Origin of the sequence: Bacillus sp. BK450, from assembly GCF_004364885.1 — a bacterium.
GTDB classification, from domain to species: Bacteria; Bacillota; Bacilli; order Bacillales; family Bacillaceae; genus Bacillus; species Bacillus safensis.
On the sequence record NZ_SOBQ01000005.1, the window covers coordinates 216619 to 228832 of the forward strand.

At 42.9% G+C, this 12214-nt stretch carries 11 protein-coding genes; 6 read left to right on the top strand and 5 right to left on the bottom strand.

The window, feature by feature from the left end:
• Positions 1-31: 31 nt before the first annotated feature.
• The gene (locus EV579_RS16550; RefSeq protein WP_133744871.1) at positions 32-4324 is read right to left on the bottom strand and encodes a multifunctional 2',3'-cyclic-nucleotide 2'-phosphodiesterase/3'-nucleotidase/5'-nucleotidase; all 4293 of its coding nucleotides are present in this window, start codon (positions 4322-4324) and stop codon (positions 32-34) included.
• Positions 4325-4578: 254 nt separating this feature from the next.
• Between EV579_RS16550 and EV579_RS16555 the strand changes: the two genes are divergently transcribed.
• Positions 4579-5097, top strand: coding sequence for a type 1 glutamine amidotransferase domain-containing protein (locus EV579_RS16555; protein ID WP_024425275.1), 519 nt, complete (start codon positions 4579-4581; stop codon positions 5095-5097).
• Positions 5098-5205: 108 nt separating this feature from the next.
• Here EV579_RS16555 and EV579_RS16560 read toward each other — a convergent pair whose 3' ends face one another.
• Positions 5206-5421 carry a DUF1128 domain-containing protein gene (locus tag EV579_RS16560; RefSeq protein WP_003214000.1) on the bottom strand — a complete coding sequence of 72 codons (216 nt, stop codon included), beginning with the start codon at positions 5419-5421 and terminating at the stop codon, positions 5206-5208.
• A 77-nt stretch (positions 5422-5498) separates the two neighbouring features.
• On the bottom strand, positions 5499-6854 hold the full coding sequence (locus EV579_RS16565) for an alanine/glycine:cation symporter family protein (protein WP_122631769.1): 1356 nt from the start codon (positions 6852-6854) through the stop codon (positions 5499-5501).
• 174 nt (positions 6855-7028) lie between these two features.
• Here EV579_RS16565 and EV579_RS16575 point away from each other — a divergent pair, with 174 nt between their 5' ends.
• The 3 genes from EV579_RS16575 to EV579_RS16585 are packed head-to-tail and all read left to right on the top strand — an operon-like array spanning position 7029 to position 8689.
• A complete protein-coding gene (locus EV579_RS16575; RefSeq protein ID WP_024425273.1) occupies positions 7029-7499 on the top strand; it encodes a low molecular weight protein-tyrosine-phosphatase in 471 nt (156 codons plus the stop codon).
• A gap of 20 nt (positions 7500-7519) precedes the next feature.
• Positions 7520-7843: a YtxH domain-containing protein gene (locus tag EV579_RS16580; protein ID WP_041106306.1), complete on the top strand. Its 324-nt coding sequence runs from the start codon at positions 7520-7522 to the stop codon at positions 7841-7843.
• Positions 7844-7870: 27 nt separating this feature from the next.
• On the top strand, positions 7871-8689 hold the full coding sequence (locus EV579_RS16585; protein ID WP_024425272.1) for a YihY/virulence factor BrkB family protein: 819 nt from the start codon (positions 7871-7873) through the stop codon (positions 8687-8689).
• Positions 8690-8897: 208 nt separating this feature from the next.
• Here EV579_RS16585 and EV579_RS16590 read toward each other — a convergent pair whose 3' ends face one another.
• Both EV579_RS16590 and EV579_RS16595 read right to left on the bottom strand, forming a co-directional pair.
• The gene (locus tag EV579_RS16590) at positions 8898-9404 is read right to left on the bottom strand and encodes a GNAT family N-acetyltransferase (protein WP_133744872.1); all 507 of its coding nucleotides are present in this window, start codon (positions 9402-9404) and stop codon (positions 8898-8900) included.
• A gap of 16 nt (positions 9405-9420) precedes the next feature.
• Positions 9421-10584, bottom strand: a complete 1164-nt coding sequence (locus EV579_RS16595) for an MFS transporter (protein ID WP_041087254.1) — start codon at positions 10582-10584, stop codon at positions 9421-9423.
• 75 nt (positions 10585-10659) lie between these two features.
• Between EV579_RS16595 and EV579_RS16600 the strand changes: the two genes are divergently transcribed.
• The gene (locus EV579_RS16600; protein ID WP_133744873.1) at positions 10660-11037 is read left to right on the top strand and encodes an OsmC family protein; all 378 of its coding nucleotides are present in this window, start codon (positions 10660-10662) and stop codon (positions 11035-11037) included.
• Positions 11038-11102: 65 nt separating this feature from the next.
• Positions 11103-12170 carry a calcium/proton exchanger gene (cax, locus tag EV579_RS16605; RefSeq protein WP_044334656.1) on the top strand — a complete coding sequence of 356 codons (1068 nt, stop codon included), beginning with the start codon at positions 11103-11105 and terminating at the stop codon, positions 12168-12170.
• The last annotated feature ends 44 nt before the right edge of the window (positions 12171-12214 follow it).

The following is a 12214-nucleotide window of genomic DNA, read 5'->3' on the forward strand; positions in this document are numbered from 1 at the left end:
TATGAGGACAGAGCATACGCTCTGTCCTTTTTTAGGATGATACATTTTTTCTTGTACGCTTGCGCTGGTAGTAATATAGGATACCGCCTAAGGCAAGCATAAGTACACCAATCAATACAGCTGTATACATCATCGTTGCTGTATTAGGCAGTGTGCCGCCTGGGAGTCCGGTTCCATCTTGGTTTGGATCTGTACCTGAACCTCCGCCTGGCGCTGATGTACCGCCTTCTCCGCCAGTTTGATCTGGCGTTGTTCCAGCTGCCCCGCTTTGGTTGAGTACGGTATATTCGCTGAAGTGTTCAGTTTGACCTGATACGACCCCATTTTCGAACGATCCGTTACTTGTTTTGGCATAACGGTTTTTCTTGCGGTCTACATAATATACACCAGGTTTCTTCGCCTTTTGAGGCTCATCTAATGTAAAGGATAGTGTGACAGGATCTTTAAAGGTAGAAACCTTTTTCTGATCTTGTTTGATTTGGAAATCATACGTATCGGTTAATGCATTTTTCACCTTATTCGTTTTTTTCATCCATATATCTGCGCTATTTTCGGACAAATTAGAGAGCGGTAATACGAGTCCCACTTTGTCATGATAGATGGTGACGTTTGGATCTTGCTCTCTTTTCTTCAGCTCGGCTACCTGCGCTTTTGATAGAGACAATTGAACGTTTTTCGCTTCGCTCGCTTTGTCTAAATAGAGCAATGCTTTGTTTGTATGCTGCACATACGTTTGGAATTTTTCATCATCTTGAATGTCATAGGCGCCTTTTCCTTTCGCACGCGGAAGGAACACTTCTTTCACTCGATGATCGATGACAGGAGAAATATGCCCGCCGTCTGCCTGTTCAATTTGCTCTTTGAAGATTTCATAGTCAAGATAGCCTAAGTCTTCGCCGTGAGAGGCTTCTGTCAAGACGCTGTAGCCATCTCCGCCTGTGCCGACAAATGCGTTTGTCGCCACGCGGTATGTTTTCTGATCATCAATGTTTGTTAGTATGCCGTTTTGGTCTTTCAGTTTGACATCAATGAGTCTGCTGCCAACTGGTTTACTCAGCGTAAACGTATATTCAATGCCGGCTACATGAGGGAATGCGCCGCCGCCTTCCTCAATGCCTGAAAGCCCTTGTTCGAGTGCTTTCTTAATTTGGCTGCCTTTTAAATCTGCGACATAGAGTGTGTTTCCGAATGGCATGACCGTTAAAATATCACCTAATGTGATATCTCCTTTTTCAATGCTGCCTCGAATACCACCGCCGTTTGTGATGGCAAGATCAGCACCAGCAGATTCTTGTGCTTTTTTCAGCATACCGTCAGCAATAAAGTTCCCAAGGTTCGTTTCCTTCGCACGGACATGCTCGCGTTGTCCATCTAAGAGGACATCGGTAGACCCGACTTTTTCCGTTTTTAAATCTTGAATATCTGCCTTGTACTGATCGAGGATCGCTTTTGCATCGGCATCTTCTTTGACAGAGTCATCGATGGTGATGAGGTCAAAAGAAGATTCCTTTGGCTGTACGACTCCTTTTTGATTAAAGGCCACGTCTACTTTTCCTAAGAATTGTCCGTAGTCTTTTACCTGTGCGACAATCGTTGGTTCTTTCTTATTGACGACCTTTAATTTTTCAACAAGGGTGTGCGTGTGACCGCCAATGATTAAATCAATCCCGTCTACTTTTTGGGCAAGCTCAAGGTCACGGTTATAGCCAATGTGTGTTAAAGCAATGATTTTGTTGATTTTTTCTTTTGTTTGAATCGTGTTGACTGTTTCTTTTGCTTTCTTGTATGCATCCTTGAATTGAATGTTAGGACCGCTGCTGGACGTAATGGCCGTGTCTTCAGTCGTTAAGCCGAATACAGCCACCTTCTCACCGTTTACATCAAGCAGGATGTATGGGTAAATCCCAGCTTCTTTTTTCTCACCAGCTTTGAATGTGGCTGGCTTTTTCACTAAGCCGCTCAATTGTTTTTCCTTAGAGACATCAACGTTTGATGACACAATCGGGAATGCAGGCTTTTCAAATTGATGACGGTTTTTCGCATCTACATCTGATGCATCACCTGTCAGGAATTGACGAAGAACAGAAGGACCTTTGTCAAATTCATGATTACCAAACGTCATGGCATCATATTTCATTAAGTTCATCAGTTTTAGGTCGGCAAGTCCTTGCCATTTTGTGAAATATAGGTCACCAGAGAAGACATCTCCAGCATCTAATAAAATGTTGTTTTTGCTTTCGGCTCGAACTTCTTTAATCTTTGTTGCACGTCTTGCCGCATCATCAAGGTGTGCGTGTGTATCGTTTGTATGCATCACCGTTAAATTCCAGTTATCTGATGCAGGCGGTTCTGTTGTGCCATCCTCTTTAAAGGCTAGCTTGTACACGCCAAGACCATCTGTGCTGGCGTTACGAACAAAATCTACGCTGCTTGATTTTTCAGCAAACGGCTTAGCCAAAAGAGAAGATTCGAATGTGACTGTTGCGCCCTTCACTGGTGCAATGGACCAGTTTTGATCCGCACTTGGGTTGATGGTTTTTTGTTCGATAATATAATCCATCAGCACTTGGCGGTTCTCATCAGCTGAGGCAAGCACCACTTTATCTTGCGTCAGATGCGGGAAGCCCCCGCCGCCAGAAGCTCGATAGTTGTTCGTTACGACTAAAAATTCTTGATTGTCAGAGACTGGTTTCCCATTGTAGGACAGGTTTTTGATGCGGTTTGCATTCGCATTAACAAGAGTGCCTGTTGTGCTGTACTTAGCAGGCTGCGTCACATCGACTTGATAGGTGACACCATCGATCACATCAAAGTTATACGAGCGGTATTCTTCGTTTAAAATAGGCTGTTCATTTGAATTGTTTGGTTTGATCTGATTAAACTGTCCAGCAGACATCTCGAGCCAGTCTTTCACTTCACTGCCTTTCAGTTTGACAATCTGCACGGTGTTATCGTAAAGGTAGAGATCGCCGATGTTTTTAATTGCTAAATCACCTTTTGCGATATTTGTATAATAATTTACACCGTTTCGGCCGCCGGCTTTAAACGGGGCGCCTGCAGATAAAATCGGTAAGTTTTTGTATGACGTGTCCTTCATTTTTTCTTGTGCATACCATTTTTGTGCATCTGTCACAATTTGAATAGAAGGGTCATCCATCACTTGAGCAAAAAAGCTGTTAATGTCTGCTTCTGTTTTACCAACAGGTTTTCTCACATACTCAAGTGTGTTTTGATGCGTTGTTTGAATGGCATCTTTCACAGTGCTGTTTTGAGAGGTGACTCCTGCAACAGATTCAATCTTTCCTGTTCCATCTGTGACCTTCCATTTGCTGCCGTCAGGCTCTAATGTTAAATCAATGACTCCGAGGTAGCTTCCCCAGTTTTTTGACATGACGACTGGAATGCCGTTGATCGTTCCTTTTGAGACATCGAATTTGTCGACGCCGCTATATTCAGCGCTTGGGAATGTGCCGTGCTGATGGCCGGACACGATCGCATCGATGCCTTTCGTTTTTGTGGCAAGGTCAAAGATCATATTTTCTGATCCTTTAGGCGAAGCGGTTTTTTCAATTCCTGTATGGGCAAGAGCGACGATGATATCTGCGCCTTTTTCCTTCATTTCAGGAATGGTTTCATTAGCAGATTCGACGATATCCTGCACTTGAACTTGTCCATCTAAATTCTTCTTATCCCACGTCATAATTTGAGGTGGAACGAATCCTATGTAACCGACTTTCACAGTTTGGGAAGCTCCGTTTGCATCTTTAAAGGTCTTATTTTGGATCACATAAGGGGTAAAACGGTGTTCTCCATTTAACTTTTTGACGTTCGCATTGACAATCGGGAAGTTAGCCCCGGCAATGGTACCATCAAGGAATGATAATCCGTAGTTAAATTCATGATTGCCAAGTGTTCCTGCATCGTACTTTAGTTTGTTGAGTGTATGAATAATGGGGTGAACCTTTGTTTGATTGATGATACTGTCTTTTTCATTTTTGTAAACGTATTCTCCAAGAGGGGTTCCTTGAATCAGGTCTCCGTTATCAACAAGGAGTGTATTTGGATTTTGTGAACGGTGCTTTTCAATCAGCTCGGCTGTTTTTGCCAAACCAAATTCATTTGTTTCTTTGTCGCTGTAATAATCGTAATTCATCATGTTCGCATGAACATCCGTTGTGGCTAAGATGCTGACTTTTACGGCATCGCCGTTTTCTATTGCTGCATGAGTAGGTACTGCTGGGAGAATGAGACTAATCATCATAATGGAAGTGAGCAGAATAGACAGGTTTTTCCTTCGTTTAGACCTATGTGCTTGCTTCTTCACCTGATCTCCGCCTTTCTAATTTTTTTGACCACAATACCTATTGTAGAAATGTTTCGTTAACTTTTGTAGTTATTTTTTGCAGATTATTGTAAAGATAACATAAATCATACGAATTACCTTGTTGAGGAAATATAAATAAGTCTAAATGCTTATTTTTATCATAAGGGGTTTTCTGATCGGGATAGGATGTTTGATTTCAATGTACCCGGGTATAGTGTGTAGTGTAAACGATAATCAAGCAGGAGGGTTTCTACATGGGTAAGAAAATTGCAGTTGTATTAACAGATTACTTTGAGGATGTTGAATTCACCGAGCCTGCAAAAGCCTTTAAAGATGCAGGCCATGAGATCACAGTCATTGAAAACGAAAAAGGAAAAACAGTGAAAGGGAAGCAAGGAGAAGCAGAAGTGAGAGTGGATGCGTCCATTGATAACGTGAAGCCTGAAGACTTCGATGCACTGCTAATTCCTGGCGGGTTCTCACCAGACATTCTGCGTGCAGATGACCGCTATGTCCAGTTCACAAGAGCATTTATGGACGAGAAAAAACCAGTATTTGCGATCTGTCACGGGCCGCAATTGCTCATTACAGCAAAGACGCTGGAAGGCAGAGGCGCGACTGGCTATACATCCATTCAAGTAGATATGGAAAACGCAGGCGCAAAATTCAAAGATGAAGAAGTTGTCGTTTGTCAGGATCAGCTTGTGACAAGCCGTACACCTGATGACATTCCAGCATTTAACCGTGAATCATTAAAACTGCTCGCAAAATAAGCAGTTTTGACAGGATAAACAAAGCCAGCACCTTGCGGGGTGCTGGCTTTTTCTGTGCATGGATGGAAGAAAGCGGCGTAAACCGCAATCTTAGTTTCCTTTGCACGATTATTTTCTTAAGTTTTTTAGCTCGCTTGCGATGGCTTGCATTTCACTTGGGCTGAATGAAGATTTTTTCATCACCATTTGGTGTAGAAATTCAATATCTTCGTACTTGTCTGGACTGAAGTCCTCGGCTTTGATGACTCCAATGTTCAGCATATTTAACTTTTGCGAAATGTCTTCAATCAGCTGATTGACTTCAGCCGCTTTTTGCTCTGACAAGGGCGGCACGTCCTTTCCTGCATATGTGTTGAATAATATGTCTATTTTAACAGAAAAGCAAAAGAATAAAAGGGCTATTAAGACGACACCGAGATGTTTTTCTCTTTTTTCTCCTGTTTAATTTTTTCAATGATTCGTTTTGATTCAAACACGACAACCCCAGATAAACCGATGAGGCCGATTAAGTTAGGAACAGCCATCAGTCCGTTTAGCATATCCGCTACGCCCCAGACGAAATCATTCTTAAACACGGCACCGAAAAAGACAGCAATAACAAACACAACTCGATAATACATCACATATGAATCTTTCGCCAAATATGTAAAGCATTTTTCGCCATAATAGGACCAGCCAATGATGGTTGAATAGGCAAACAAGAGCAGTCCGATTGCCACAATGGTTGAGCCAGCTGGACCGAGGAAGTGAGCAAAGGATAACGAAGTCAGCGCATCACTTTTCACTGTTAAATACATATCTGCCATGACAATGGTAATGCCAGTGATAGAACAAACAATGATGGTATCAATAAACACTTGTGTCATAGAGACGAGTGCCTGGCGTGCAGGCATATCCGTTTTCGCAGCTGCAGCAGCAATTGGTGCTGACCCAAGACCTGCTTCATTGGAAAAAACTCCTCGTGCGACACCCCAGCGAATGACAGTCCCAATTGCACCCCCTGCTACGGCTTGACCAGTAAAGGCATCTGAGAAAATAAGACTGACTGCGCCTGGAACAAGATCAGCATTCATAACAAGAATGATTAGACCGCAAATGACGTAAAATAAAGCCATGACAGGTACAAAGATAGATGTGACCCGGCCAATGCTTTTGATTCCGCCTAAAATCACAAGTGCTGTAAAAGCCGTAATGATGATACCTGTTACCCATGTTGGAATTTGAAAAGTAGAATTCATGACGCCTGAGATGGAATTAGACTGGACCAGGTTGCCGATCCCAAAGGCAGCACTGGCACCGAAAACAGCAAATAGCACCCCTAGCCATTTCTGTTTTAATCCATGCTCTAAATAATACATAGGTCCGCCAGACATTTCGCCTTTTTCATTTTTGACTCTGTATTTTACAGCAAGAACAGCCTCTGCAAACTTGGTGGCCATCCCGAAAAATGCAGCAAACCACATCCAGAAAACTGCACCAGGACCACCGGCTATAACAGCGGAGGCCACACCGACGATATTCCCTGTACCGACAGTTGCAGCAAGAGCCGTCATTAACGCTTGGAAATGTGAAATATCTCCTTCTGACATTTTGTCTTGTTTTGAAAAAGCGAGCTTTAAAGAATAAGGAAGTAATCTAATTTGAATGAAGAGAATGCGAAAGGTGAGGTATATTCCAGTACCAACAATTAAAATCAACAGGGGAGGTCCCCACAAAAAATTGTTCATCGTCGTGACAAACTGCTCAATTATTCCCATCTAATATCCCCCTTTGTTTGTGTAATTCTCCTAAAGTTTCTCCTGTTTTTGTGTATTTTGTCAATGGCGATGAGAGCTTTTCTTGCAAAGTTTTCAAAAGAAAAAGGGCTTGATATGATAGAGAAAAGGTTTTCGAAAGCAGTTCTTAGGGAAAAGATAGGAGGAGAATGAAGGATGATTCATGTATTATTCGTATGTCTTGGCAATATTTGTAGATCACCGATGGCAGAGGCCATGTTTAGAAAACGAGTAGAAGATGAGGGGCTAAGCGAGCACTTTGTCATTGATTCAGCAGGCATTGGCGGCTGGCATCAAGGCAGTCCTCCGCATGAAGGAACACGAAAGCTGCTTGATGAAAAAGGGATCAGCTATGAAGGGATGTCCGCAAGACAAATCATAGATGAGGACATCACAGCATACGACTATATCATTGCGATGGATGCTGAAAATGTAGGGGCACTTCGCAGTATAGCCGGCTATGGGAAACATCACTTTATTGGCCGTCTTCTTGACTTTGTTGAAGACGACGATCGAGATGATGTGCCAGACCCTTATTACACTGGAAACTTTGAGGAAGTACATGATTTAATTGAAAAAGGAATTGATCGTTTTTTGACGTATGTAAAAAAAGAGAAACACCTTTAACTGAAAGGAGATCAGACGAGATGGAAGAAAAAAATCAAATCATGCTTCGAGGAGCTGTGATAGGAGCAGCTTGCGGTGCACTGCTGACATTATTTCATCGGCCAACGAGAATCGCGCTCAAAGACAAATGGGATGACTGTCAGGAAAAGCTGGCGGAATACCGTCAGGAGCCAGCCAGAATTTCTGCTTGTATGAAAGAAAAAATGGAAGAAACGAAGCAGCTGATGCGAACAGTCTCAGATGATTTGTCATTTTTAAATGAACAAGTCAATCAGTTAAAGGAAACAACCCCAAAAGTATTAGAGATTATTGAAGAAACAAAGGATCACTTTCGATCGAAATAGAAAGATTGATCATTGGAGATGAGGCGTATGGGTTTTATCAAAGCGTTAATTGAACGCTTTTTGCTGCATGAAGGACCGGCAAAATCTGCTGAGCTTGCTTACTTCTTTTTGCTTTCATTATTTCCGTTTCTCATCTTCGTGCTGACGCTCGTTGGATATTTGCCGCTGACGTCGAAGGATGTCCTAAGCGTCATCTCTGGTTATGCGCCAGAAGGAGCGCTTTCGATGATTGAATCCATTGCCGAAGAGACACTGAACAGCCGTAACGGCGGATTGCTGTCATTCGGGATTATTGCCGCCCTTTGGTCTGCATCTAACGGGATTAATGCCGTCGTCAGAGCATTTAACCATGCTTACGAAGTTGAGGAAAATCGTTCCTTCATTCTCGTACGTTTAACATCAATCATCTTAACCATCGCAATGGTTCTCACGATTATTTTTGCCTTAATGCTGCCTGTCTTTGGAAAAGAACTTGGCTTATTTCTCGCTGAACTAGTCGGGCAGTCAGATGCCTTTCTCACCATTTGGACGGCCATGAGGTGGATCATTAGCCCGCTGATTTTATTGATTGTGTTTACAGCCTTGTACTATTTCGCCCCAAACATTAGACTGAAATTGAAATTTGTTCTGCCAGGCGCGATTTTTGCATCGATTGGTTGGATTTTGGTCAGCATGCTGTTCTCATTTTACGTAGGCGAGTTTGCCAACTACAGTGCGATGTACGGAAGTATTGGGGGAATCATTATTTTAATGATCTGGTTCTATTTAACCGGCATCATGATTATCCTTGGCGGCGAGCTCAATGCGCTTTTACATAAGCGTAAAATCGTACCAGGCAAGGTGTGAAGAAATCCGGGCATCCTAAAGAAGAACGAACATGTTCAATCTTGATGGATGGGGGAATCACATATGTCCAAACAATCGAAAAAAGGCGGAAGCAACACGAAACAAAACAAAGGCCATCAGCCAAAGCACAAAACAAGCGGCAGTGCAAACGGGCAAAATGGTTATCATTAAATGAAAAAAACTCCTCTGCATAGGTGCAGGGGAGTTTTTATTTCGACGATCGTATATATCGCTTAAGGATAAAAGCTGTATCAGGTTTTGACTGGTAGTGAGGATCATGCTGAAATCCTGCGTTTATCGCTACACGTTCACTTCTGACATGGCCAGCAGGGCAAAAAATTTCAAATCCATCGACTTTAGGAGCAAAGGTATCTGTCATATATTTCACGATGGTTGTCACAATGCCCTGTCCTTGCGCATCTTCATCAATCCAATAACCGATATTGCCTAATTGTTGATCAAATGTCAGCCGGAACACACCGATTAATTGCTCATTCAGCTTAATGCCAGCTTCCAATCCTTTTTGTTCATCGTAAGTGGTTTGAGTTGATTGAATAAACGTTTTGACAGCTTCTACGCTTTGGCAGTGATGAACCCAAGGCAGCCACTCCCCTAAATGGGCCTTATTCTTTTGAATAAGGCTAAATAGTGTGTCCGCATCATCTAATTGTAGAGATGCCAAAGTCACCTCATTTGTGATGTTATATGTAAACAACGATTGACCCTCCATTTTAGTGACTTTCCACCACTGCCGTCGTTCTCCCAAATCGAACGCAGCAAAACACAAATAATATGACGATGCTGACAAGGTAAAGTAAATTCATTCCTTCAAACGTTTGCACAAAGAATCCTCCGAGTACCGGCCCGAGAATACTGCCTGCACTAAACGCCATTCCGCACATTAGATTCCCGGCGGGAAGCAGATGCTTTGGCAATAAGTCGGTCATATAACTGATGCCAAGTGAGAAGGTAGAGCCTACAGCCATTCCGGCAATAAAGAAACAGATGGCTACAGCCAAAACGGATTGAATGAAAATCCCTGCCAAAAGGAAAAAGAATGATCCAGCGAGTGTCACACATAAAATGATGCGGCGCCTGCCAAACCGGTCACTGAGCATCCCAAGAGGAAGCTGAAAGACAATGCTCCCAATGGCAAACGCAGGTAAAATAAATGCAACCGCATCTACTGTCACACCGCTTCTTAGCGCATATACCGGGAAGTTACTATTGAGCGTCGTTTCTAAAAAGCCATAGCAAAATGGCATCATAAAGGCGACCCAGCCAAATTGAAAGGCCTTTTTAAAGCGCTTCAAACTGTTTGTCTGCTCTGACGTTTGCACTTCGCCTGTATCTGGATATGTATTTTTTAAAACAAACACAAGCAGCCAAATACATAAACTAACGGCACCAGAAACAATAAAAGGCAAGGCTGGATTGATCTCAATGAGCGGCGTTAAAAAAGGGCCGGCGGCAAAACCGAGTCCAAACGATAATCCATACAATGAAATATTTCGTCCGCGATTTCTTGATGATGAAGCATAGGTCACCCACGTCTGTGTAGAGAAATGCAGCATATGGTCACCAATCCCGATCATGAGCCGGAGGAAGAACCAGACGACATAAGATTCAAAAAACACAAAGCTAAATAAGCTTAAAAAGACAGCGGCGCCTCCAATGACGATTAATGGCTTAAATCCAAACCGGCGAAGCGGTGCTTCCATAAAAGGAGACGCAAGCAGTACACCGAGATATAAGCCTGTGGCATGCAGTCCGTTTAACGTAGGAGAAGTACCGGCATGTTCAAAGATAATGGAAATGACAGGAAGTAATGCCCCCTGTGAAAAACCAGATACGGATACAAGTAAAATTAAAATCATAAAGTGAATTCTCGACATAAGATGCTCCTTACAAGTTCATGCTTTCATCGTACAATGGAACCATAGGGGTTTCAATAGAAAGGTGGAAAACGAATGACGCTGACATACAAAAAGGATCATTGGATCGCACATATTGAGGACAGGCAGCTGCCTATTTCAGGAACAGAAGAACTGGGGTTCCGCCCATCTCAATTGTTCACCTCAGCCATTGCAGGCTGCTTTGGAGAAATGCTTATTCATGTATGCCGTAAAAAGCGAATATCCTATGAAGGGCTGACGATCACACCTGAAACGACAAGGGTAGGAGCTGTAAATAAAATTTCCTGCATTCATTTACATATCTTATTTGAAGACATCAATACATCTGATGAACAAATCGATAAAGTGATCACCCTTGCATTGAAGCATTGCTCTATGGTGCAGTCTGTGAAAGGGAGTATTGATATCACTTTCTCACACGCGCGAATCTAAAATGTATACGATGCCGGCACTCACGAAAGAATAACAGTCAGACATATGTAAAGGAGAATGGCTGTATGAATCGTTTGTTTCTTGTAATTGTCGCAATCGGTGTTCCGCTATCGGTGATTGGCAGTTTTCTTCATTTCCCGCAGGTCATCATGTTTGCCGTTTATTGTATCGCCATTATTGGTCTTGCTAGTTTTATGGGAAGAGCCACAGAAAGTCTTGCCATCATTGCGGGACCTAGAATTGGCGGACTTTTAAACGCCACATTCGGAAATGCAGTGGAATTAATCATATCGTTTTTTGCCTTAAAGCAAGGACTGACGGCCATTGTACTTGCTTCATTAACTGGATCAGTCATCGGAAATTTACTGCTTGTGGCGGGGCTGTCTTTTTTTGTTGGCGGATTAAAATATAAGCGCCAAGTGTTCAATGTCCATGATGCAAGGCACAATTCAGGCTTGCTCATGTTTGCCATCATTGTAGCGTTTGTCGTTCCAGAAGTGTTTTCGGTGGAGATGGCAGAGAATAAACAGTTTGTTTTGAGCATTGGGATCAGCATTGTGATGATTTTGCTTTATGTTGCGGCGCTTTATTTCAAACTAGTCAGTCACCGCGGTGTCTATGTTGCTAAGCAGGAGAGCGTGCAAGGTGAAGCGGAGACGGAAGAAGAAACACCTGAATGGTCTGGCAAGTTTGCCACCGTGATTTTGCTGCTTTCGACGATCGCAGTTGCGTACATTTCAGAGCGCCTTGTTCATACATTTGATACGGTAGGAGAACAGTTTGGCTGGAGTGAGCTGTTTATCGGTGTCATTATTGTGGCCATCGTCGGCAACGCCGCAGAACATGCCTCAGCTGTCATCATGGCGTATAAAAACAAAATGGATGTAGCAGTGGAAATTGCCTTTGGCTCCACGCTTCAGGTTGCCATGATGGTCGCGCCAATCCTTGTCATCAGCTCGCTATTTTTTGATAAGCAGATGCCGCTCATTTTCTCCTTGCCAGAGCTCATTGCGATGGCATCCTCTGTGCTGCTCACGGTGATTTTATCAAATGATGGGGATACAAACTGGTTTGAAGGCGCCACATTACTCGCTGCCTATTTTATTATGGCGATTGGATTTTTCCTTTTATAATCTTTTGTGGATAAGGGACGTCTTTGCGGAAAATACTATGGAAA

Coding starts and splice junctions, on each gene's coding strand:
- cax (WP_044334656.1), top strand. CDS start 11,103: ATGAATCGTTTGTTTCTTGTAATTGTCGCAATCGGTGTTCCGCTATCG.
- EV579_RS16600 (WP_133744873.1), top strand. CDS start 10,660: ATGACGCTGACATACAAAAAGGATCATTGGATCGCACATATTGAGGAC.
- EV579_RS16575 (WP_024425273.1), top strand. CDS start 7,029: ATGATTCATGTATTATTCGTATGTCTTGGCAATATTTGTAGATCACCG.
- EV579_RS16595 (WP_041087254.1), bottom strand. CDS start 10,584: ATGTCGAGAATTCACTTTATGATTTTAATTTTACTTGTATCCGTATCT.
- EV579_RS16580 (WP_041106306.1), top strand. CDS start 7,520: ATGGAAGAAAAAAATCAAATCATGCTTCGAGGAGCTGTGATAGGAGCA.
- EV579_RS16585 (WP_024425272.1), top strand. CDS start 7,871: ATGGGTTTTATCAAAGCGTTAATTGAACGCTTTTTGCTGCATGAAGGA.
- EV579_RS16555 (WP_024425275.1), top strand. CDS start 4,579: ATGGGTAAGAAAATTGCAGTTGTATTAACAGATTACTTTGAGGATGTT.
- EV579_RS16565 (WP_122631769.1), bottom strand. CDS start 6,854: ATGGGAATAATTGAGCAGTTTGTCACGACGATGAACAATTTTTTGTGG.